This window comes from Cerasibacillus sp., from assembly GCF_036516575.1.
Taxonomy (GTDB): Bacteria; Bacillota; Bacilli; order Bacillales; family Amphibacillaceae; genus Cerasibacillus.
Genome location: NZ_DATBTY010000060.1, coordinates 93,732 through 115,594 on the forward strand (window position 1 = coordinate 93,732; position 21,863 = coordinate 115,594).

The 21,863-nt window shown below is 36.1% G+C and carries 25 protein-coding genes; 20 read left to right on the forward strand and 5 right to left on the reverse strand.

The features are described 5' to 3' along the window. Positions 1-20 precede the first annotated feature (20 nt). The 6 genes from sirA to VIG73_RS10340 all read left to right on the forward strand — a co-directional run bounded on the left by sirA (position 21) and on the right by VIG73_RS10340 (position 3,153). Positions 21-473, forward strand: a complete 453-nt coding sequence (gene sirA, locus VIG73_RS10315) for a sporulation inhibitor of replication protein SirA (protein WP_331641635.1) — start codon at positions 21-23, stop codon at positions 471-473. Between the two features lie 51 nt (positions 474-524). Next, positions 525-746, forward strand: coding sequence for a YneF family protein (locus tag VIG73_RS10320; RefSeq protein ID WP_146935852.1), 222 nt, complete (start codon positions 525-527; stop codon positions 744-746). 218 nt (positions 747-964) lie between these two features. Further along, positions 965-1,669, forward strand: a complete 705-nt coding sequence (locus VIG73_RS10325; RefSeq protein WP_331641638.1) for a cytochrome c biogenesis CcdA family protein — start codon at positions 965-967, stop codon at positions 1,667-1,669. 140 nt (positions 1,670-1,809) lie between these two features. Continuing rightward, on the forward strand, positions 1,810-2,250 hold the full coding sequence (locus VIG73_RS10330; RefSeq protein ID WP_331641640.1) for a Na(+)/H(+) antiporter subunit B: 441 nt from the start codon (positions 1,810-1,812) through the stop codon (positions 2,248-2,250). A gap of 32 nt (positions 2,251-2,282) precedes the next feature. Then, complete coding sequence (locus VIG73_RS10335) at positions 2,283-2,639, forward strand: response regulator (RefSeq protein ID WP_331641643.1); 357 nt, start codon at positions 2,283-2,285, stop codon at positions 2,637-2,639. 31 nt (positions 2,640-2,670) lie between these two features. Continuing rightward, positions 2,671-3,153 carry a cytochrome c biogenesis protein CcdC gene (locus VIG73_RS10340; protein WP_331641645.1) on the forward strand — a complete coding sequence of 161 codons (483 nt, stop codon included), beginning with the start codon at positions 2,671-2,673 and terminating at the stop codon, positions 3,151-3,153. 30 nt (positions 3,154-3,183) lie between these two features. On the opposite strand, the gene VIG73_RS10345 is transcribed toward VIG73_RS10340, so the two are convergent. Then, positions 3,184-3,654 (reverse strand): DUF2621 family protein, encoded by a 471-nt coding sequence (locus tag VIG73_RS10345; protein ID WP_331641647.1) that lies wholly within the window; start codon positions 3,652-3,654, stop codon positions 3,184-3,186. A gap of 203 nt (positions 3,655-3,857) precedes the next feature. Here VIG73_RS10345 and VIG73_RS10350 point away from each other — a divergent pair, with 203 nt between their 5' ends. The 6 genes from VIG73_RS10350 (at position 3,858) to VIG73_RS10375 (ending at position 9,983) form a co-directional block, all read left to right on the forward strand. Beyond that, complete coding sequence (locus VIG73_RS10350; RefSeq protein ID WP_331641649.1) at positions 3,858-4,949, forward strand: ATP-binding protein; 1,092 nt, start codon at positions 3,858-3,860, stop codon at positions 4,947-4,949. Between the two features lie 287 nt (positions 4,950-5,236). Then, positions 5,237-7,939: an aconitate hydratase AcnA gene (gene acnA, locus VIG73_RS10355; RefSeq protein WP_331641651.1), complete on the forward strand. Its 2,703-nt coding sequence runs from the start codon at positions 5,237-5,239 to the stop codon at positions 7,937-7,939. Positions 7,940-8,081: 142 nt separating this feature from the next. Beyond that, positions 8,082-8,651, forward strand: a complete 570-nt coding sequence (locus VIG73_RS10360; RefSeq protein WP_331641653.1) for a TlpA disulfide reductase family protein — start codon at positions 8,082-8,084, stop codon at positions 8,649-8,651. A 117-nt stretch (positions 8,652-8,768) separates the two neighbouring features. Next, positions 8,769-8,996 carry a small acid-soluble spore protein Tlp gene (gene tlp, locus VIG73_RS10365; RefSeq protein WP_331641655.1) on the forward strand — a complete coding sequence of 76 codons (228 nt, stop codon included), beginning with the start codon at positions 8,769-8,771 and terminating at the stop codon, positions 8,994-8,996. A 253-nt stretch (positions 8,997-9,249) separates the two neighbouring features. Beyond that, the gene (locus VIG73_RS10370; protein ID WP_331641657.1) at positions 9,250-9,681 is read left to right on the forward strand and encodes a thioesterase family protein; all 432 of its coding nucleotides are present in this window, start codon (positions 9,250-9,252) and stop codon (positions 9,679-9,681) included. Next, positions 9,681-9,983, forward strand: a complete 303-nt coding sequence (locus VIG73_RS10375; protein ID WP_331641660.1) for a hypothetical protein — start codon at positions 9,681-9,683, stop codon at positions 9,981-9,983. Before VIG73_RS10370 ends, VIG73_RS10375 begins: the two co-directional genes overlap by 1 nt. A gap of 203 nt (positions 9,984-10,186) precedes the next feature. On the opposite strand, the gene VIG73_RS10380 is transcribed toward VIG73_RS10375, so the two are convergent. The 4 genes from VIG73_RS10380 to plsY form a co-directional block, all read right to left on the reverse strand. Beyond that, complete coding sequence (locus tag VIG73_RS10380) at positions 10,187-10,480, reverse strand: hypothetical protein (protein WP_331641663.1); 294 nt, start codon at positions 10,478-10,480, stop codon at positions 10,187-10,189. Next, positions 10,461-10,724 (reverse strand): membrane protein insertion efficiency factor YidD, encoded by a 264-nt coding sequence (yidD, locus tag VIG73_RS10385; RefSeq protein ID WP_331641665.1) that lies wholly within the window; start codon positions 10,722-10,724, stop codon positions 10,461-10,463. Before yidD ends, VIG73_RS10380 begins: the two co-directional genes overlap by 20 nt. Continuing rightward, complete coding sequence (folE2, locus tag VIG73_RS10390) at positions 10,721-11,659, reverse strand: GTP cyclohydrolase FolE2 (protein ID WP_331641668.1); 939 nt, start codon at positions 11,657-11,659, stop codon at positions 10,721-10,723. Before folE2 ends, yidD begins: the two co-directional genes overlap by 4 nt. A 99-nt stretch (positions 11,660-11,758) precedes the next feature. Further along, positions 11,759-12,340: a glycerol-3-phosphate 1-O-acyltransferase PlsY gene (gene plsY, locus VIG73_RS10395; RefSeq protein ID WP_331641670.1), complete on the reverse strand. Its 582-nt coding sequence runs from the start codon at positions 12,338-12,340 to the stop codon at positions 11,759-11,761. A 182-nt stretch (positions 12,341-12,522) separates the two neighbouring features. Between plsY and VIG73_RS10400 the strand changes: the two genes are divergently transcribed. From VIG73_RS10400 to VIG73_RS10435, 8 genes are all read left to right on the forward strand, one after another. Further along, positions 12,523-12,939 (forward strand): CoA-binding protein, encoded by a 417-nt coding sequence (locus tag VIG73_RS10400; protein ID WP_331641672.1) that lies wholly within the window; start codon positions 12,523-12,525, stop codon positions 12,937-12,939. A 163-nt stretch (positions 12,940-13,102) separates the two neighbouring features. Further along, on the forward strand, positions 13,103-15,058 hold the full coding sequence (parE, locus tag VIG73_RS10405) for a DNA topoisomerase IV subunit B (RefSeq protein WP_331641674.1): 1,956 nt from the start codon (positions 13,103-13,105) through the stop codon (positions 15,056-15,058). 15 nt (positions 15,059-15,073) lie between these two features. Further along, positions 15,074-17,530, forward strand: a complete 2,457-nt coding sequence (parC, locus tag VIG73_RS10410; RefSeq protein ID WP_331641676.1) for a DNA topoisomerase IV subunit A — start codon at positions 15,074-15,076, stop codon at positions 17,528-17,530. A 139-nt stretch (positions 17,531-17,669) separates the two neighbouring features. Continuing rightward, entirely contained in the window at positions 17,670-18,218 is a 549-nt protein-coding gene (locus VIG73_RS10415) for a TetR/AcrR family transcriptional regulator (RefSeq protein WP_331641694.1), read from the forward strand. A 112-nt stretch (positions 18,219-18,330) separates the two neighbouring features. After that, a complete protein-coding gene (locus tag VIG73_RS10420) occupies positions 18,331-19,473 on the forward strand; it encodes an acyl-CoA dehydrogenase family protein (RefSeq protein WP_331641678.1) in 1,143 nt (380 codons plus the stop codon). A gap of 14 nt (positions 19,474-19,487) precedes the next feature. Beyond that, positions 19,488-20,840 (forward strand): acetyl-CoA carboxylase biotin carboxylase subunit, encoded by a 1,353-nt coding sequence (locus VIG73_RS10425; RefSeq protein ID WP_331641680.1) that lies wholly within the window; start codon positions 19,488-19,490, stop codon positions 20,838-20,840. Between the two features lie 13 nt (positions 20,841-20,853). After that, complete coding sequence (locus VIG73_RS10430; protein WP_331641682.1) at positions 20,854-21,066, forward strand: acetyl-CoA carboxylase biotin carboxyl carrier protein subunit; 213 nt, start codon at positions 20,854-20,856, stop codon at positions 21,064-21,066. A gap of 15 nt (positions 21,067-21,081) precedes the next feature. Beyond that, complete coding sequence (locus VIG73_RS10435; RefSeq protein WP_331641683.1) at positions 21,082-21,858, forward strand: enoyl-CoA hydratase-related protein; 777 nt, start codon at positions 21,082-21,084, stop codon at positions 21,856-21,858. Positions 21,859-21,863 lie beyond the last annotated feature (5 nt).

Below are 21,863 nucleotides of genomic sequence, written 5' to 3' on the forward strand. Positions count from 1 at the left end.
TAAATAGAGGGGGAGATTGGATGCAGATATATTCTATTTATTGGATTAAAGAAACCTTTGCTAAACATTTCTTCTATAAAAGCGATATCGTATACCGATTTATTAAAACTTATCATGCTACTAAACGGGATGATTTAGTAAGACAGTTTCAGTTTATAACGCATTCTTTTTCAGAAGCGACGGTTCAATCACAGCTTACCAAGTATTTAGCGAAGAAATATCAAATTCAGTATGAAGGAAATAGTGTTATTATAACATCAACAACCTTTACAATGACTGTTTATATTTATGAAAAATATATTGTATTATATTGTCATTCACTAGAAGAGGCTGAGGCGGTATTGTTTCCGATTTTTCGTCTATTAGATTTGAATTTTTTTATCATGAGTCATACACATCCTCGTTTTGGCTGGATCGCTTCACTTATGGATAAAAAAGACAAAAGAAGTCGAAATGAAGTATTGTATTCCTAGCATGAATCAACTATACTGGACTAGGAACAACATGAAGGAGGAAGTGTTTTAATGAGTTGGTATTGGGTAGTACTACTAGTTATTGCAGCACTCGTAGCTGGTGTTGCTCTCGGATTTTTTATTGCTCGAAAATATATGATGAAATATTTAAAAGAAAATCCACCCATTAATGAGCAAATGCTCCGCACATTAATGATGCAAATGGGACAAAAACCATCACAAAAGAAAATCAATCAAATGATGCGTGCTATGAATAACCAAATGGATAAATAATGACGACTGCTTGTCATATCGTCATATCATAAAGCATCAACTTAAATCACTGGTTTATGAACAATGAATCAGTGATTTTTGTTTTTTGACAGCGTTAGTTTGCTGTCTATGATTGATGCGAGTCGATAATATGTCGTTTAATTGTCATATTCATTTTTTGTTTCAGGACGATTGATTTGGTAAAATATAGACAGCTTATGAAATTTGGGGGTTTTTTAATGGCCGATATTAATGTGTTTATTGCGTTTGGGGCAGGCTTTCTATCATTTATTTCACCATGTGTTTTGCCGTTATATCCAGCATTTTTATCATATATCACTGGTATGAGTGTTTCTGAACTGACAGATGATAATAAAATGATAAATCGGAAAAGTCTATTGCATACGATCTTTTTCTTAATTGGTTTCTCAAGTATATTTATTATGCTCGGTTTTGCAACTTCTGCTATTTCCGAATTCTTATTAACATATCAAGACCTTATTAGGCAAGTAGGAGCCATATTAATTATTTTCTTCGGTCTTGTGATTGTTGGTATTTTTAACTTTGAATTCCTCATGAAGGATAAAAAAATTACATTTAAGAATAAGCCAGCCGGTTACTTCGGTTCATTTATTATTGGAATGGCCTTTTCACTCGGCTGGACACCGTGTACAGGTCCTATACTAGCAATTGTCTTATCTTTAGCTGCTACTCAACCTCAATTAGGTATGGTCATGATGATTAGTTACGTCCTTGGATTTTCATTACCATTCTTAATTCTGTCATTCTTTATTGGGAGAATGAATTGGATTAAAAAACATAGTCAAAAGTTAGTAAAAATCGGTGGTTACATTATGATTTTTATGGGAATTGCTTTGTTCTTTGACTGGATGACTAAATTAACCTCTTATTTATCTAGTCTGTTTAATTTTTCAGGGTTTTAAATAGAAAACTCTTGCGCTTCATTTAGCGTAGGAGTTTTTCCTATCAATGGAACGTTCATAGAATTGAATTATTTAATGCAAAATAAGATTGAACTATGTTAAACTATAATTTAGTACTTCTAGTGAAAGGGACGTTTCGAATGTACAAGCCAAACAATATTATTTTAAGAACAACAACATCATTAATTGCATTTATATTATTAGGTTTTGCCATTTACTTGTTACTTGCTGGTCATAATTCACCTGGTGGTGGTTTTGTTGGCGGACTTGTGACTTCAGCCTCAGTTATTCTACTGTACATGGCATACGGTCGAGAAACAGTAAATGATATGTTACCAATTAATTTTCGATCATTAATACCTGTTGGCTTATTAATAGCACTCTTAACAGGTTTAGGTGCATTACTTTTTGGTTTTCCCTTTTTAACACACACATTTGGTTCTATTCATGTGCCAGTATTTGGCGACATTGAACTTGCTACAGCGATGTTATTTGACTTGGGAGTATATTTTACAGTTTTAGGATCAACGATTACGATTATTTTAAATATAGCTGATGACAGAAAAACAACGTCATCATAACATAGTTGCTATTATAAATGGGGGATCATAGTATGGCGACAATCTTAATCGTCGATGATGCGAAATTCATCCGGTTAACTCTCGCAAATATATTAGAAAAAGAAAATCATGAAGTGGTAGGCGAAGCGGAAAATGGTGAAGAAGCTCTCCAGCTGTATCAACAACTAAAACCGGATCTTGTATTTATGGATATCACCATGCCGATAATGAACGGCGTCGAAGCTACAAAGAAAATAATTGAAAAAGATCCGAATGCAATAATTATCATATGTTCTGCGATGGGACAGCATAAAATTGTTGTTAGTGCGATTGAAGCAGGGGCTAAAGATTTTATCGTTAAACCATTTGATGAAAATCGTGTTTTGGAAACTGTTCAACAATTTATATAAAGAAGAGTTGAATTGAAAAGAGTGGTTCAATATGTTTTGGGTAATAGCTAGTACGATTGTAGCAGCTTTTATGGCTACAATGATGATTATCGTCCGACTTAAAGCATCACAACAACCTGCTTCCGTTAAAAAGATTATTTTACCACCGGTTTTTATGAGTACTGGAGCATTGATGTTTGTTTTTCCAGTTTTTCGTGTTGCATGGACTCAAGTTATAGAAGCACTTGTTGTTGGGATGATTTTTTCTGTTTTTCTCATTAAGACATCTAAATTTGAAATAAAAGGTAAACATATATACTTAATACCATCTAAAGCATTTGTTTTTATTTTGTTCGGTTTACTCGCTATTAGATTGTTAGCCAAGACGTATTTAGGTACAAAAATATCTCTTGGTGAAACGAGTGGCATGTTTTTTCTGTTAGCTTTTGGAATGATCGCTACATGGCGAGTTGCCATGCTTATTAAATTTAAAAAGCTAGAAAGAGAAATAAGCAATCATGCTTCACTAGATTAAAAAAATGCGCTTTATAAGAAGCGCATTTTTTTATTTATATCGTTCTTGCCAATTTGGAGCGTAATCCTCATTTGCCATATTAAATAGAGGCTCATAAGGTGTTACATCAATATTCTTTTCATGAAGTTTCTTGCGTAGAAAGCGATGATCCCGTTTTGGTGTCGCGACAATATATCCTTCTATAACAAGTTCTTGAGTAATTTTATCTTTATTTTTTTTAAGTGCGATTTCCCCAATTTTACTGGCTATTTTATGTCGAGCTACATCTCTAAATAACTCTGGTATAGGTGAAACGAGGTCTTCTAATAAATCTTTTTCGGACTCATCCCACATATGTTTCGTTTTATCCATATAATAGACTTCCCAATCCATATCTGATTTACCATCGGCTTTAGGCAGCTGTTTTAAAAACTTGCGAAACATAAAAAACCCACCGATGGCCATCGTGCCTATTAAAAAGATTCCCCAAAAAATGAGCACATAGTTCATAATCCCTGACATTTTACCACCCTTTTTAAAGTAAATCATTAATATTTTAGTATTTATATTTATTTATTGACCCAATTATAGTATATTACTAATAAATAATTGTTTTAAAATGGAAATAACAACGATAGATACCTACATAATAATTATAGAGAATTATATCAGATAAACAAGTATCAGCTATCCCTTTAATAAAACACACTAAAGGAGGTAACACATTGACGGGGGAATATACTGAATCAGGCGGAGAGAAAGCGCTTTCGTATCATCTGAATAATAAGAAAACACTATCACATTCGGATTGCATTAATATTATCAATAACTACACATATGATGTGATATCGATATGGAATCACGATGGTAATTTAGCGTTTGTATCGAATTCCTTGAAACAAGTATTTGGTTATAAACTATCGGATATTCAAATGAAGTCATGGCGATACTTTTTGCCTAGGAGTGACGTAAAACTAATTCTAGATGAATATAAAGACAAACATGAACATCAGCAACAGTTTGAGTTGCAAATTCGTCATTCTAAAGGACATTATGTCTGGTGTGAGATACGAATCATTAAATGTTTTAATCATGAGAAGGAATGTCCGTATTTCATTGGGATTGTCAGAGATATTACCGAGCGAAAAGAAGTGGATCGTTTAATGACCCATTCTGAAAAGATGGCGATTGCAGGGCAATTAGCAGCTGGAATAGTCCATGAAATCCGAAATCCATTAACCTCTCTAAAAGGTTTCTTACAGCTCATTCAATCAGGAATAGCTCAGAAAGATATTTATTTTGATATTTTAATAGATGAGATTGAAAAGATAGAAGTAATCACCTCAGAACTACTCTACATTTCAAAGCCAACTACAAATCGTGTGCAGTGTGAATCTGTGAATTCGATGCTATTCGAAGTCATTGAATTACTTAAACCTCAGGCGAATTTAAAACATATTTCTTTAGAAATGCATATAGACAATGAAGAGCACTTAATAATCAAATGTGATCGCTCACAAATAAAACAAGTTTTTATAAATCTCATCAAAAATGCGATTGAAGCAATGGATGCTAAAGGACTGATTCAAATAATAGCCAAGCGCCAAGATGAACATATTATAATAGATGTTGTTGATGAAGGTATTGGAATAAGTCAAGATCACATTGATCATTTAGGAGAAGCGTTTTTTACAACAAAAGACACAGGTACTGGGCTCGGTCTTGTCATTACTAAGCAGATTCTAGAACGCCATAAAGCTAAATTACAAGTATTTCAAAATAAAGAAAAAGGAAGTACTTTTCGTATCGTATTTTAGTGAGGTAAACATGATGATTATAATCATATTATTGATAAATTCATATCTTATAAGAAAAAGTTATCACAATAAATAAGTTTTTAATATCGGTTAGAATACTTGTTTCATTTGTTTTATTATTTTAATTGATTTAATATAATAGTAGAGGAGTGTTTGAAATACAATGCTCCCTATGTTTAACAAAGGAAGGAGAAGATTTTCAAACATAGGGTTATAGAAAATCTATTCTTTCTCTTTTTTATGGTTTATAACAGATAAAAAAGTAACAAGAGAGGGGAAAAGTGAAAATGGCTAAGTACAATGCGAAAAAGCAGTTTGAACTTGACGGTAAAACATATAACTATTACCAGCTAAAAGCACTCGAAGATGCGAATATAGCAAATATTTCTCGTTTACCATATTCCATTCGTGTCCTTTTAGAGTCATTGCTCAGACAGTATGATGGGCACGTGATTAATGATCAACATGTAGAAAGTTTAGCTAAATGGGGGTTGAATGAAGGAAATAACGAGGATGTTCCATTCAAACCATCCCGTGTTATTTTACAAGACTTTACAGGTGTACCAGCAGTCGTTGACCTTGCTTCTTTACGTAAAGCGATGGTCGATATGGGTGGTGAGCCTGGAAGTATTAATCCTGAAGTACCAGTTGACCTCGTTATTGACCACTCTGTACAAGTCGATGAATATGGTACACCGAACGCATTACAAGCAAATATGGAATTAGAATTCAAACGTAATGCTGAGCGTTATGAATTCTTACATTGGGCTCAAAAGGCGTTCGATAATTACCGTGCTGTGCCACCAGCTACAGGTATTGTTCACCAAGTTAACTTAGAATATTTAGCAAATGTTGTTCATGGTGTGGAAAATGAAGCTGGTGAATATGACGCTTATCCAGACACATTAGTCGGTACGGACTCACATACTACGATGATTAACGGATTAGGTGTACTCGGATGGGGTGTTGGTGGTATTGAGGCGGAAGCTGGTATGCTTGGCCAACCATCATATTTCCCAGCACCAGACGTTATTGGTGTTAAATTTACAGGTGAATTCCCACAAGGAACAACAGCAACAGACTTAGCTCTAAAAGTGACACAAGTCCTTCGCGAGAGAAATGTTGTTGGTAAATTTGTTGAATTCTTTGGACCAAGTTTAAGTGATATGCCACTTGCTGACCGTGCAACGATTTCTAACATGGCACCTGAGTATGGAGCAACATGTGGTTTCTTCCCTGTTGATGAAGAAGTACTGAGTTACTTACGCTTAACAGGTCGCAGTGAAGATCAAATCAAGTTAGTTGAAACATACTGTAAAGCAAACGATCTCTGGTATTCAGCAGACCAAGTCGACCCTGAATATACTGAAGTTGTTGAGATTAATCTATCAGAGCTTGAGCCAAACTTATCTGGACCAAAACGTCCACAAGATTTAATTCCATTGTCTGAGATGCAAAAGGAATTTAATAAAGCTATCACAGCTCCACTTGGAAACCAAGGCTTTGGCTTAGATGAAAAAGAATTCGACAAAGAAGCAACCATTAACCATCCAGATGGTGGTACTTCAGTTATGAAAACAGGTTCTGTTGCTATCGCGGCAATTACATCATGTACGAACACGTCAAACCCTTATGTGATGGTAGGTGCGGGTCTACTCGCTAAAAAGGCAATTGAGAAAGGCCTTGAGGTCCCAACATACGTTAAAACATCACTAGCACCAGGTTCTAAAGTAGTTACACGTTATCTGGAAGATGCTGGATTAATTAAATATCTTGACCAATTAGGCTTTAATACGGTAGGTTACGGATGTACAACATGTATCGGTAACTCTGGTCCATTACGTCCAGAAATTGAAGAGGCTATTCAAAAAGATGATTTAACAGTTGCTTCTGTTCTATCTGGTAACCGTAACTTTGAAGGTCGTATCCACCAGCTTGTTAAAGCCAACTACTTAGCTTCACCACCATTAGTTGTAGCATATGCATTAGCTGGTACGGTTGATATTAACTTAACTGAAGATGTTCTTGCCACAAATGCTGATGGTGAAGAAGTTTACTTGAAAGATATTTGGCCAACAATGCAAGAAATTAAAGAAACAGTTGAATCAGTTGTTGTGCCAGAAATATTCCGTAAAGAATATGAAACAGTATTCGATAGTAATGAAAAATGGAATGAAATCGAAACAACAGATGAACCACTCTTTGAATGGGATAGTGAATCAACATATATTCAAAACCCACCATTCTTTGAAGGGTTATCTAAAGAAGCTGGAAAAGTTCAGGCATTAAATGATTTACGTGTTCTTGGTAAATTCGGTGATTCTGTAACAACAGACCACATTTCACCAGCCGGAGCAATTGCAAAAGACATGCCAGCAGGGAAGTATTTACAAGAAAAAGGTGTCACACCACGTAACTTTAACTCATACGGATCACGTCGTGGAAACCATGAAGTAATGATGCGTGGAACATTTGCGAACATCCGAATTCGTAACCAAATCGCACCTGGTACAGAAGGTGGCTACACAACATATTGGCCAACTGAAGAAGTTATGCCAATTTATGATGCAGCTATGAAGTACAAAGAAGACGGAACAGGCTTAGTTGTACTTGCAGGTAAAGATTATGGTATGGGTTCATCCCGTGACTGGGCAGCAAAAGGTACAAACTTACTTGGAGTTAAAACTGTCATTGCTGAAAGTTATGAACGTATCCACCGTTCTAACTTAGTTATGATGGGTGTCTTACCACTCCAATTTGAAAAAGGTCAAAGCGCTGAATCATTAGGTTTAACAGGTAAAGAAACGTTTAACGTCGAAATTGACGAAAATGTTAAACCACATGACCTAGTTCAAGTTACAGCTGTTGATGAAAACGGCAAAGAAACAGCATTTAAAGCCGTTGTTCGTTTCGATAGTAGCGTAGAAATCGATTACTATCGCCATGGCGGTATTTTACAAATGGTTTTACGTCAGAAATTAAATGCGTAAAAACAAACAGAAAAAACTCTCCACCTTATAGGTGCGAGAGTTTTTTTCGACAGTTTAATGAACAATGACTCAAATACTTTACTCTCAAAATTAATCACCGTACAATAGTTAATAGATTAACTTAGACAAGGGAGTTTATAGCATGAATAAACGCATCATTGGTGTTGTCCTACTTCTTGTATTAGGTGGTATTTTTGTTTATAATGCTTTTATAAAAAATGATGATTCGACATCTTCAAATGATCAAAATACTGAAGGTGGCGTCATTATGCCGAAAGAAGCAGCAGGCATTGCTGTTGGAGAGAAGGCACCAGATTTTGAACTATCTAACTTAGATGATGATAAGATTCGATTATCTGATTTAAAAGGAAAGAAAATCATTTTAAACTTTTGGGCATCATGGTGTCCACCATGTAAAAAAGAAATGCCAGAAATGCAAGCCTTTTATGAGGAACACCATGAAGATATCGTCATTTTAGCTGTTAATACAGCCGAGAAGAACCCAGATAATGCAAAGAAATTTGTTGAAGAAAACGGCTTTACATTTCCTATTTTAGTTGATGATGAATCGAAAATAGGTGGCGATATGTATAAAGCACTTGCATTGCCTACAACTTATTTTATCGGTACCGATGGGAAAATCCAGCTTGAACGTAAAATTGGACCAATGACTTTTGATGATATGGTTGAAATAATGAATAAACTAAAATAAGTGGTTTACAAGCATCGCCTCAGTGGGTGATGCTTTTTCTGTGTGAGTCGTTTACATGAATAACAATAAAATAACAGGATAAAGTAAACATGTTGGCATCTTCAAGGAGGTTTTAGAATGAGTGATAAACGTCCCAAACCAGATGATCGGTCTGATAATGTTGAAAAACTACAGCAAATGGTTCACGACACAATCGAAAATATTCATGCTTCCGAAGAAACATTATCGAATGTTACGGGTGATGAGAAAGAGCAAATTCTCGCTAAAAATAGGCGGAGAAAAGAAGCTATAAAAGGGATGCGTGAAGAAATTAAAGATGAATACAGACACGATCAACAGCAGTAGGTTAAGAAGGCTGGGACAAAACCGAGCTAAATAGAAAAAGGAGTTCAGTTGATGATAAAACTGGACTCCTAATTTTTATGAAAAAACTCAACCCTTTATAGAGCCATGTTGACTTTCACTTCAGACAGTTGATTTCCACGGGCGGGACTTAAACTTTTGTGGCTCCTCTGTCGAGAGGGGATGGGTGACTTCTGTCTCATTACGTTAAATATGGTAAACTGTTTTTATATGTCAAATATGAGGAGGAACAATTGTGAAAAAAACGACTACTCCACTCGAAGTGAGATACCAAGAAACAGATCAAATGGGGGTTGTTTACCACGCAAATTATTTAGTGTGGTTTGAAATTGGTCGGACAAAATTTATCGAATCTCTTGGCTTTCGTTATGCTGATATGGAAAAAGAAGGGGTCGTATCCCCAGTAACAAATGCTAATATAAGTTTTAAAAAGCCGATTAGGTACGGTGAAAAAGCCTCGATTGAAACATGGCTAGATCATTATGATGGCTTACGAACGATATATGGTTATCATATACTAAATGAACAAAACGAAGTGGCTGTTTGTGGTAAAACAGAACATGTTATCGTTAAAAAGGCTAATTTTCGTCCACTCTCCGTAAGAAAAGCATTTCCAGATTGGCATGAAGCATATATGAATGCTTTAAGTAAAGTGGGGAATGTTTAATGGCGTTTGGAATTAATCGGAAGGAGCTTGAAGAGTGGAAGAACTGTGTTATAAATGGTGGTATTTGTTTTTTAACACATTATTGGCAAGATTCCCGTTTTCCAGAAGCTTATACAGTCACGAAAGTAGGTTGTTATGACTTAGAGAAATTAATTCAATGGGGTTATATATATAACTTAAAACCAGAATGGATTGACCAACACAATACCTATCCACATTTTGATTTATTTGGTAAATGGCAACGCGACATACTGATACAAGAAAAACAGTGGAAGCAACTGAGACGTTTTCGCTTGCTATAAAATTACAAGTGATTAACAGAGTTGCTACTTCTCTAGGTTTTTACCAAAGTGTAAAATGATGGCATATATCATGTCTGACAAAATAAAAAGTAACCCCTTATCTGTTTGGCAAGGCCACAGGGGTTACTACTTATGGTGTGCCTACCCATCTTATAGGTTATACAACGTCGTTTAAATTAATTTTTACCACGAAATAGATTCCTTCAACTTATTTTCTCATAAATAAAGATGGGTTCATTTAAATTTTTATCAAAATTAACAATTAAATCTTTATCTTCAAAGTACCAAGCATCGGTTTCTTCAACATAATACGTAATACCATTTAACTGTACTGAAGCATGTGGCTGATGGGGTTCATCTTGTTTAATAGCTAATGAAAACCCTGGAACATTCCCAGCTCCACCATATCTTACGAAGAATCTTAAACAACTATTTTCATCCATTTCTAACTCTTTTTCATACCAAGTAGCAGCAGCTTCATTGATTTGTAGTTTCATCAGACACAGCCCCTTTAGGATGTTTTTGTTTTTTCTCTGGTACGAGGTCAACACCACCCGGATGGAATGGGTGGCATTTACCTATTCGTTTAATGGCTAGAAATCCACCTTTTAATGCACCATATTTTTTAATGGCTTCTAAACTATAACTTGAACATGTCGGATAGAATCGACATGTAGGTGGCTTTAATGGACTAATCGCTTTTTGATAAAACTCTATTAACTTTATTAGAAGAAATTTCATTCGGTACTTTCCTTTAGTTTATCATATGTCAAAGATGCAATGGCATCATGCATATGGATTGATTCCTCGTTACGGCAAGACACTTTGAACTTCCTTACAAAATTCAGCTCATAAAGATCGGCAGCCACTAATCGCACCATATCTTCAACAAACCGAGGATTTTCATAAGCTTGTTCGGTAACCATTTTTTCATCTGGTCGTTTTAAAACAGGGTGTAGTCTCGCACTTGCATTACTTTCTGCCGCTTCTAAAAGCTTTTCCTTCCAAGCGACTTCTTCAACATCTATGTTTTCCATAAAAGAAATTTCCATTGTCACATTGCCCCGTTGGTTATGAGCACTGTATTCACTAATTTCTTTAGAACATGGGCAAAGCGTTGTTACTTTTACAGTCAATCCAGCAGATAATGTGTATCCCTTTACTCGATCATAGGTTACTGTCATGTTAACATCTGCATGGTTTAAACCAGCTAAATCAGACTGAGGACCTCGACGTTCATAAAACCAAGGAAACTGAACCGATATCGTCGCATCATCTTGTTTTAAACGTTCAGAGAGTTCTTGTGCAAAATGTTTGAGTGTTGTAAAATCGGCAATAAACCCACGTTCATGATAGGCATGTAATTGCTCTGTAAAACGACTCATATTTGTTCCTTTACTCATCTGTTTAATCTTAGACGTAAACGTAAAGCTTGCAATGGTTGTCTGTTCATGAGGTGTCATTTGACTCGTGACAATGATTGGATGTTTAACACGGTCAATACCTACAGCATCCAATTCAAATAAAAAGTCTTTTTGCATATTTTGAATATCAGTCATTTGAAATTTATCAACAGGCTTCGTTTTAGGGCCTGGTTGTACAGAACCAAATAATTTATGTCTTTCTTCTTTATTTGGTAATTGTTTTTTTCTAATAAAATGTGCATGTTTATCCATGATAAGTCCCTTTCTAATATAAAAAGTAAGTAATAATTTACCCTAAAGTATACTGAACTCATACGTATTATTCAAACAAACAAGACTACAATTTCGTGATTACATCCACTTTATTTTAGGTTCTGTTTTATTCTTTATTCGTTTTATATTTTCCCGATGCCGAATTAAAACAAAAATAGTTAGAAAGGAAGTAACAATGATTAAACCAATATCTTTCATAATAATCGTGACAATCACTGTGACAATACCTGTTATTATAGAAGAAAGTGATACATATTTAGTTAAATATAGCGTTAACAGAAATGAGCCAATCATAATTAAAAACAAAATCGGTTGAAAGCCTAAAATAATACCAGCCGATGTAGCAACTGCTTTACCACCCTTAAATTTAGCGAAAATTGGATAGGTATGACCTAATACAGCAAACACACCGATGATTAAGCGGTGAACATCAGCATCGAATAACAATGGTAAAAGTGTTGCGACTGTTCCTTTTAATATATCGGCTACTGTAACAATCGTACCCGCCTTAACCCCTAAAACTCTAAACGTGTTCGTCGCACCCATATTCCCACTTCCATGCTCACGAATATCCAGATTATATCCTAGTTTTCCGATAATAAGTGCAGATGGAAGCGAGCCTAATAAATAAGCAATCAGGCCAAATAAAACATAATCCATAGATACTTTCCTACTTTCATTAATATTCTTTACTCATTTTATTTTACCACGAACATGGTTATGAATGAATATAATCTTTAAATATACGTCCTTCAAATGACCATTATGATATCTTGAACTTACACGGTTTGGTAACCTATGGTAGAATAAAATATATAGATAGATATAAAGGAGGATGTAAGATGGCTTGGAAAAATCCTGATAATGAAGAAATAAAACGAATTCTTAAGGAAACGAAAACGATTGCAGTCGTTGGATTATCTAATAATCCCGAACGGACGTCTTATCAAATTGCTAAAGCGATGCAAGATGCAGGATACAAAATCATTCCTGTTAACCCAATGATTGATGAAGTACTAGGTGAAAAAGCTTACTCATCCTTAACAGATATCGAAGAAGGCATTGATCTAATTAATGTATTTCGCCGTTCTGAATTTTTACCAGAGATTGCAAAGGAAGCTGCGCAAACGAAATGTAATGTTTTTTGGGCACAACAAGGAGTTATTAATGAAGACGCATACCATTATTTAAAAGAAAAGGGCTTTAAAGTAATTATGGACATGTGTATTAAAGTAGCCCATTCGGTCTTAGTTAAATAAAGCAACTATGCAACAAAAGGGTAGACTACTTGTCACCCTTTTGTTTTCACTTCAGTCTACAATTTAATTATAGTATACTAAAACAAGTTTATAAGAGGTTTACAATTACAAACATTTGTTCTATCATAGAAGTGATTCGAGGATGAAAGGGGTTCGATGGAATATGAACAAGGATCCTCAACAATATACAGACGATTCGATTCAAATTTTAGAAGGATTAGATGCTGTAAGAAAACGTCCTGGTATGTATGTTGGAAGTACGGATATTAGAGGGTTACATCATCTCGTTTTTGAAATCGTAGATAATGCTGTTGATGAAGCGTTAGCAGGTTTTGGTGACGTCATTGGTGTAACAATACATAAAGATGAAAGTATTTCAATTGAAGACCATGGTAGAGGTATTCCAGCGGGGATGCATCATACCGGGAGACCAACATTAGAAGTTATCTTTACCGTTCTTCATGCAGGTGGAAAGTTCGGTCAAGGTGGATATAAGACAAGTGGAGGTTTACATGGTGTCGGGGCATCTGTCGTGAATGCATTATCACAATGGATGGAAGTAACAACATATAGAGATGGCCAAATTTATAGACAGCGTTTTGAAAAAGGAGGACATCCTGTTGCTCCCCCAGAGAATAAGGGAACAACGCGAAAGAGTGGTTCAATTATTCATTTCAAACCAGATGATGACATATTCTCAACAACTTCCTTCCAAGCTGAAACGATTAAAGAGAGATTAAGAGAAGCAGCTTTTTTATTAAAAGGCTTAAAACTTGTCTTTAACGATTTAAGAACAGACGAAAAGGAAACATTCCATTATCCAGATGGTTTAAAAGCCTTTGTTCACTATTTGAATGAAGAAAAAGATGTCCTCCATGAGGTTGTCTCATTTGAAGGTGAACAACTAGGAATTGAAGTTGATTTTGCATTTCAATTTAATGATGGTTTTACAGAAAGTATGCTCTCTTTTGTCAATCATGTCCGAACTAAAGATGGTGGCACACACGAATCAGGTGCCCGGGCTGCTATCACCCGTATTTTTAATGATCATGCGAGAAAGATTGGACTATTAAAAGAAAAAGATAAGAATCTTGAAGGTACAGATATTCGAGAGGGATTAACTGCGATTGTATCTGTACGAATCCCTGAGGAAAAACTGCAATTTGAAGGGCAAACGAAAGGGAAGTTAGGAACATCGGAAGCGCGCTCAAGTGTCGATCAAATTATTTCGGAACAACTTTCATTTTTCTTAGAAGAAAACCCAAAGATTGCTCAACTCTTAATCAGAAAATCAATCCGTGCGCGCGATGCCCGAGAAGCTGCAAGAAAGGCAAGGGAAGAAGCTCGTTCAGGTAAGAAACGTCGTCGCCGGGATAGTATATTAAGTGGTAAACTAACACCTGCTCAATCAAGAAACCCTAAGCGAAATGAATTATATCTTGTTGAAGGTGATTCTGCTGGTGGTTCTGCAAAACAAGGTCGGGATCGAAAATTCCAAGCTATTTTACCACTTCGGGGAAAAGTCATCAACACGGAAAAGGCAAAATTAGAAGATATTTTTAAAAACGAAGAAATTTCAACGATTATTCATACGATTGGTGCGGGTGTCGGTGGTGACTTTGACATCCATGATATTCAATACGATAAAGTGATTATTATGACGGATGCGGATACGGATGGTGCGCATATTCAAGTCTTGCTATTGACATTCTTTTACCGTTATATGCGCCCATTGATTGAAGCCGGCCATGTTTATTTAGCATTGCCACCTTTATATAAGATAGCTAAAGGAAGAGGTAAGAACGAAAAAGTTATCTACGCGTGGGATGAGGCTGGATTAGATGATGCGATCAAACAATTTAAAGACGGTTACACGATTCAACGTTATAAAGGTTTAGGGGAAATGAATGCTGATCAGTTATGGGAAACAACGATGAATCCTGAATCAAGAACGTTAATTCGCGTGACGATTGATGATTTAGCTCGTGCTGAAAGAAGAGTTACGACATTGATGGGGAATAAAGTTGCTCCAAGACGGAAATGGATTGAAAATAATGTGGAATTTGGTCTTGAAGAGGAAGATAGTATTTTAGAGAATGAACATATTCACACTGTATGATAGGGGGGCTGTCATTTGGCACAATCAGAAAAATTTTTAGATCTTTCTTTAGAAGAAGTGATGAGTGATCGCTTTGGACGATATAGTAAATACATTATCCAAGACCGTGCTCTACCAGATGTAAGAGATGGTTTAAAACCAGTACAACGACGGATTTTATATGCGATGTATCAAGATCGCAATACACATGATAAAAATTATCGTAAAGCAGCTAAGACGGTTGGTACGGTTATCGGTAATTACCATCCACATGGCGATACATCTGTATATGATGCGATGGTTCGTCTTAGTCAGGACTGGAAAATGCGTAATATTTTAATTGAAATGCATGGTAATAACGGGAGCATAGATGGCGATCCTCCCGCCGCTATGCGTTATACCGAAACACGTTTAGCGAGTATCGCATCAGAATTACTACGCGATATAGAAAAGGATACGGTAGATTTTATCCCTAATTTTGATGACACATCTAAAGAGCCGACCGTGTTACCTGCTAAGTTCCCTAACCTACTCGTCAATGGCTCGACAGGTATTTCAGCAGGCTATGCAACCGATATCCCACCTCATAACTTAGAAGAGGTCATTGACGCAGTCATTATGAAAATCGACCATCCGGATGCGACTGTCGATAAACTGATGACCGTCATTGAAGGACCAGACTTTCCAACCGGGGGAATCATCCAGGGGATTGATGGGATCAAAAAAGCATATGAAACCGGTAAAGGGAAAGTCATTGTTCGCGGGAAAGCAGATATTATTCAGGTGCGTGGTAATCGCGAACAAATTGTGATAGATGAAATTCCTTATGATGTGAACAAAGCGAATTTAGTCAAACGAATTGATGAACTACGTCTAGACAGAAAAGTAGAAGGCATTGTCGAAGTTCGTGATGAAACGGATCGTACAGGTCTTTGTATCGTAATCGAACTTAGAAAAGATGCGAATAGTGAAGGAATTTTAAACTATTTATACAAACATACCGACTTACAAGTGACCTATCATTTTAATATGGTTGCTATACAAGATAAAACGCCGAAACAGTTATCATTACCACAACTATTAGACGCTTATATAAATCATCAAAAGGATGTCGTCCTTAGACAAACTTCTTTTGATTTAAAAAAATCAAAAGACCGCGCACATATCGTTGAAGGCTTGATTAAAGCCGTATCTATATTAGATGACTTAATCGCTGTTATTCGTGGCTCTAAAAATAAACAAGATGCAAAAAATAATATTATAAATGAGTTTGGTTTTACTGAACAACAGGCTGAAGCAATTGTTACATTACAGCTATATCGTTTGACAAATACAGACATCATTTCATTAGAAAAAGAAGCGAAAGAATTAGAAAAAAATATAACCTATTACGAAAGTATTTTAAACAGTGAGAAGAAGTTACTTCAAACGATTAAAAAGGACTTAAGACATTTAAAGAAAACTTATAAAAGTGCTAGAAGAACAACCATTGAAAAGAAAATAGAAGAATTAACAATCGATATTGAAGTAACAGTAGCAAGCGAAGATGTGGTTGTATCTGTGACACGTGATGGATACATTAAACGGACAAGTATTCGTTCTTACTCAGCTTCAAACGGTGAAGATTTTCCGATTAAGGATGAGGATCACATCATTTCACTGATCGAGGTAAATACAACAGACCATCTCTTACTGTTTACAAACAAAGGGAATTACTTATATATTCCAGTCCATAAATTACCTGACATACGCTGGAAGGAAATTGGACAACATATATCAAACATCGTCACACTTGAAGAAGGCGATGACGAAATTGTTCAGTGTATTCCGATACGTGATTTTTCTAAAGAAGAGTTTTTAATTTTTGTAACCGAACAAGGTATGATTAAGAAATCACAACTCGATTTATATCAAGCGCAGCGTTATACACGCAGCTTAATCGCAATGAATTTAAATGACGGTGATCAAGTCATTGATGTTTATAAAACGGATGGAAGACAGGAGTTATTCATAGCAACAAATGTAGGATATGGGCTCTGGTTTAATGAGTCTGAACTGACGCCAATTGGTGTTAGAGCAAGAGGAGTTAAATCGATTGAATTAAAAGAGGGAGAAAAGGTCATTTCAGGTCAAGCATTTTCACCTAATAATACACCTCATTTAGTCGCTTTTACGCAACGCGGGGCATGTAAGCGGATGACAATTGAACAGTTTGAGCGTACAACAAGAGCGCGGCGTGGGGTGACGATATTAAGAGAACTTAAAAATAAGCCACACCGCTTAAGAGGATTATATCTTGTTAATGAAGCAGATGTCCTTCGCTTTAAAACGACAAAAGGCAAACAACAAGATGTGCATCCAATTGAACTACCTATAAGTGAGCGACAAAGCAATGGTTCATTTATCATTGATTCAGATAATGATGGTGAAATTACAGCTGTTTGGAAAAAGCAAACAGAGCCAATCGCTGTTTTTAAATATAATCAATCTTAATACTAACAAACAGTTCTAAACGTCCATTTTTAGAACTGTTTTTCTTTTTTATAAAAAAACCTTTGTGTTATCTGAAAACTATGATAAGATATAGGCAAAGGGGAAGGGAGGAGCATTTATTTCTGATTTAAAAAAAGAGATTTTTCAAACGGCATTAACATTATTTGACAAATACGGTTTTCATGGGGTGAGTGTAAAGAAAATAGTAGACGAAGTAGGAACTTCAAAAGGAGGCTTCTACCATTATTTTTCATCAAAAGATGAAGTGTTATTTTTGATACACGATGAATTTATTACATACGCTCTCCAAAAAGCGAATGAAGGTTTTAATAATCATGAGAGCCCAACGAATAAACTTCGTGATATCATCATTAATTTCGTAAAAGTATTCGATATTTATCAAGCACATATTTCGGTCTTTTACCAAGAACAAATTTATTTACCTGAGCGATATGAAACAATGATTAAAAAAAAGCGTGATCAATTTCGCGATATCATTATTGAAACGATTCAACTAGGCGTTGAATCTGGTGAATTTCGTAAAGAACTTCATCCTGTTATTACAGGAATGTCGCTTCTTGGTATGGTAAACTGGATTTACAAATGGTATCGGAAAGACGGAGAGAAATCAATTGAGGAAATCGCTCGATATTTTGAAGATATCATTATTCATGCGGTTATTAAATAAACTGTAAATTGTAAGCACTTTCAACAAATTTCTAAAGGATAGGAATTTATTTTTTGGCATTAACAGACCAATCAGTCTGTACATTATTTTTATGAAGGAGGTTTTAACATCTATGAATTTTGAACTGACACGAGAACAAGTAATGATCAAAAATATGGTACGCGAATTTGCGGAGGATGTCATTCAACCTGAAGCTATTCAAATTGATCAAGAAGCTAAGTTTCCTGAGCATATTTTTAAACAAATGGGTGAACTTGGATTGATGGGGATTCCTTTTCCAGAAAAATATGGGGGATCAGGTGGTGATACGATTTCTTATGCGATTGCCGTCGAAGAAATTGCTAGGGTTTGTGGTAGCACAGGACTTAGCTATGCGGCCAATGTGTCACTTGGTGCGAGTCCAATCTATTATTTTGGGACTGAAGAACAAAAAGAAACATACTTAGTTCCAATGGCTAAGGGGAAAGCACTTGGTTCATTTGGCTTAACTGAGCCAAATGCAGGTTCAGATGCAGGTGGAACACGGACAACGGCTACATTAGATGGCGATGAATACGTCATTAATGGGGAAAAATGCTTTATTACGAATGCTAGTTTTGCTAATACAGTTATCGTGACAGCCGTCACTGGTAAAGATAAGCGGGGGAAAAATATTATCTCAGCAATAATTGTTCCGACTGATCGTGACGGGTTAACGATTACGAGTAATTACGATAAGATGGGGGTTCGTGGCTCAGATACAGCTGAAATTGTCTTAGACAATGTAAGAGTTCCTAAAGATTATTTACTAGGTGATCCACAAAAGGGGTTTAAACAGTTTTTATACACATTAGATGGGGGCAGGATATCGATTGCGGCGCTCGGGGTAGGAATTGCGCAGGCAGCTTTAGATAAAGCATTAGCGTATGCCAAGGAACGAACACAATTTGGCCAATCGATATCGAAGTTTCAAGCGATTCAATTTAAATTAGCTGATATGGCAATGGAGCTCGAATTAGCAAGACAAATGGTTTATAAAGCAGCATGGTTAAAAGATCAAGATAAACCATTTACAAAAGAAGCAGCTTATGCAAAACTATTCGCTACAGAAACAGCTGTTCGCTCTGCCGATCAAGCGATTCAAATTCATGGTGGTTATGGGTATATGCGTGAATACGAGGTTGAGAGATATTTACGCGATGCCAAATTACTAGAAATTGGGGAAGGCACTTCAGAAATCCAACGTTTAGTCATTGCGAGACAATTAGGTTGTTAGAAGGGAGAGATTTGATGATCAAAAAAATCTTAATCGCTAACCGTAGCGAAATAGCTGCTCGTATTATCCGTTCTGCAAAAGAAATGGGAATAAAGACGGTGGCCGTTTATTCAGAAGCTGACAAAGAAAGTCCTTTTGTACAAATGGCTGATGAAAGTTATCTTTTAGGTCCTTCACGAGTGAATGAAAGTTACTTAAATGTAGATAAAATCATTGAGATAGCAAAGGAAAGCGAAGCAGACGCGATTCATCCAGGTTACGGCTTTTTAAGTGAAAATCATCTATTTGCAGAAAGATGTGAAAGAGAAAACATCAGATTTGTCGGACCGAATAGTCATGTTCTAAAAAAAATGGGGAGTAAAATTGAAGCACGAAAAATAATGAAAGAAGCCGGGGTACCTGTTGTTCCCGGAACAATGGAAGCATTAGATACAGTTGAAGAAGCTCAAGCATTTGCTAAGGAAATTGGTTATCCAGTCATGCTAAAAGCCTCACTCGGTGGCGGCGGTATTGGGATGCAAGTTGTGAATTCAGATGAAGAGTTGGAAAATGTTTTTCTTGATAATCAAAAACGTGCTAAACAATTCTTTGGTGATGGAGCGATGTTTATCGAAAAAAAGATTGACGATGCTCGCCATATCGAAGTACAAATCTTAGCAGACCAACATGGGCAAGTGATGCACTTATTTGAACGAGAATGTTCAATCCAACGCCGGAACCAGAAAGTGATAGAAGAAGCCCCATCACCATTCATTTCGGCAGCAACCCGAGAAAAAATGGGGGAAGCAGCGATTCGTGCAGCAAAAGCTGTTAACTATACAAATGCTGGTACAGTCGAATTTTTAGTCGATGCTGAAGAAAATTTTTACTTCATTGAAATGAATACACGTATTCAAGTAGAGCATCCGATTACAGAAGAAGTAACAGGTGTTGATTTAGTTAAAGAACAACTGCTTATTGCTAGTGGCAAAAAATTGTCTTTTGAGAAAAAAGATGTAACGATGAATGGCCACGCCATCGAAGCACGTATATATGCGGAGGATCCCGAGCGTTTCTTTCCATCCCCTGGAAGAATTACACGTTTAGATTTACCGGAAGGAGAACATATTCGTCATGAAATAGGTGTTTCAAGTCCTTTTCAAGTGACACCGTTCTACGATCCGATGATTGCTAAATTAATTGTATCGGGACAATCTCGCGAAGAAGCGATTGAGAGAATGAAAGATGCTTTAAACAATTATCATATTGAAGGTATTAAAACAAATATACCGATGTTAAAAACGATTATTGAACATGAGCAATTTAAAAAAGGAAATACAAAAATTTCATTTGTTGAAGAATTTTACTTACCTATTTTAAAACGATAAAGGAGCGATAAACATGAAAGAAATTACAGCGAGTATGGCAGGAAGTGTTTGGAAGGTATTAGTTCAAGAAGGCGATCAGGTAGAGAGTGATCAAGATGTTGTTATTTTAGAGTCAATGAAAATGGAAATTCCAATTGCAGCAGAAGATGATGGGGTCGTAAAAGAGCTTAAAGTCCAAGAAGGCGATTTCGTCAATGAAGGTGATGTGTTAATAACGTTAGAATAATGCAGGAGGTGCCAAATGTCTCATTTAATTACATGTGATGTGATGGATCATGTCGCTTTATTAACATTAAATCGTGAAGCTTCTCGAAATGCCTTGTCACAGCAATTATTGCGTGAATTAGCTGAGCAAATTGAAAAGATTGATCAAAACAATCAAATTTATTGTACAGTGATTACTGGAGCAGGTGATCGGGCGTTTTGTGCAGGTGCAGATTTAAAAGAACGACGAGGTATGTCAGATACAGAAGTTATTCAAGCCGTTAAACAGATTGGTGAAACAGTCCGTCGTGTAGAATGGATGAGAAAACCCGTCATCGCTGCGATTAACGGCGCTGCATTTGGTGGTGGTCTAGAATTAGCGTTAGCCTGTGATATTCGGATAGCTAAAGAAGGAGTGAAAATGGGATTAACAGAAACATCTTTGGCTATCATCCCTGGTGCTGGCGGAACACAACGGCTTTCTCGTTTAGTTGGGCTAGGAAAAGCAAAGGAACTCATTTTTACAGCTCAACCTATTACAGCTACAGAGGCTTTAGAAATCGGCCTTGTGGAACAACTAGTAACGGATGATGTAGTAGAAAAAGCTTTAGAAATGGCTAAAACAATTGCTAATAATGGTCCGATTGCACTTGAACAAGCGAAACGAGCGATTCAATTAGGGGTTGAGACAGACTTAAATACGGGCCTAAATATAGAACATCTTTGTTATCAAAAAACGATTCCTACTGAAGATCGACATGAAGGATTATTAGCATTTAAAGAAAAACGAAAGCCAAACTATTACGGTAAATAGGGGGA

What these genes read in the sequence shown, in the direction of transcription:
- sirA (WP_331641635.1), top strand. Translation starts at nt 21, where the DNA reads ATGCAGATATATTCTATTTATTGGATTAAAGAAACCTTTGCTAAACAT.
- VIG73_RS10320 (WP_146935852.1), top strand. Translation starts at nt 525, where the DNA reads ATGAGTTGGTATTGGGTAGTACTACTAGTTATTGCAGCACTCGTAGCT.
- VIG73_RS10325 (WP_331641638.1), top strand. Translation starts at nt 965, where the DNA reads ATGGCCGATATTAATGTGTTTATTGCGTTTGGGGCAGGCTTTCTATCA.
- VIG73_RS10330 (WP_331641640.1), top strand. Translation starts at nt 1,810, where the DNA reads ATGTACAAGCCAAACAATATTATTTTAAGAACAACAACATCATTAATT.
- VIG73_RS10335 (WP_331641643.1), top strand. Translation starts at nt 2,283, where the DNA reads ATGGCGACAATCTTAATCGTCGATGATGCGAAATTCATCCGGTTAACT.
- VIG73_RS10340 (WP_331641645.1), top strand. Translation starts at nt 2,671, where the DNA reads ATGTTTTGGGTAATAGCTAGTACGATTGTAGCAGCTTTTATGGCTACA.
- VIG73_RS10345 (WP_331641647.1), bottom strand. Translation starts at nt 3,654, where the DNA reads ATGTCAGGGATTATGAACTATGTGCTCATTTTTTGGGGAATCTTTTTA.
- acnA (WP_331641651.1), top strand. Translation starts at nt 5,237, where the DNA reads ATGGCTAAGTACAATGCGAAAAAGCAGTTTGAACTTGACGGTAAAACA.
- VIG73_RS10360 (WP_331641653.1), top strand. Translation starts at nt 8,082, where the DNA reads ATGAATAAACGCATCATTGGTGTTGTCCTACTTCTTGTATTAGGTGGT.
- tlp (WP_331641655.1), top strand. Translation starts at nt 8,769, where the DNA reads ATGAGTGATAAACGTCCCAAACCAGATGATCGGTCTGATAATGTTGAA.
- VIG73_RS10375 (WP_331641660.1), top strand. Translation starts at nt 9,681, where the DNA reads ATGGCGTTTGGAATTAATCGGAAGGAGCTTGAAGAGTGGAAGAACTGT.
- VIG73_RS10380 (WP_331641663.1), bottom strand. Translation starts at nt 10,480, where the DNA reads ATGAAACTACAAATCAATGAAGCTGCTGCTACTTGGTATGAAAAAGAG.
- yidD (WP_331641665.1), bottom strand. Translation starts at nt 10,724, where the DNA reads ATGAAATTTCTTCTAATAAAGTTAATAGAGTTTTATCAAAAAGCGATT.
- folE2 (WP_331641668.1), bottom strand. Translation starts at nt 11,659, where the DNA reads ATGGATAAACATGCACATTTTATTAGAAAAAAACAATTACCAAATAAA.
- plsY (WP_331641670.1), bottom strand. Translation starts at nt 12,340, where the DNA reads ATGGATTATGTTTTATTTGGCCTGATTGCTTATTTATTAGGCTCGCTT.
- VIG73_RS10400 (WP_331641672.1), top strand. Translation starts at nt 12,523, where the DNA reads ATGGCTTGGAAAAATCCTGATAATGAAGAAATAAAACGAATTCTTAAG.
- parE (WP_331641674.1), top strand. Translation starts at nt 13,103, where the DNA reads ATGAACAAGGATCCTCAACAATATACAGACGATTCGATTCAAATTTTA.
- VIG73_RS10420 (WP_331641678.1), top strand. Translation starts at nt 18,331, where the DNA reads ATGAATTTTGAACTGACACGAGAACAAGTAATGATCAAAAATATGGTA.
- VIG73_RS10425 (WP_331641680.1), top strand. Translation starts at nt 19,488, where the DNA reads ATGATCAAAAAAATCTTAATCGCTAACCGTAGCGAAATAGCTGCTCGT.
- VIG73_RS10430 (WP_331641682.1), top strand. Translation starts at nt 20,854, where the DNA reads ATGAAAGAAATTACAGCGAGTATGGCAGGAAGTGTTTGGAAGGTATTA.
- VIG73_RS10435 (WP_331641683.1), top strand. Translation starts at nt 21,082, where the DNA reads ATGTCTCATTTAATTACATGTGATGTGATGGATCATGTCGCTTTATTA.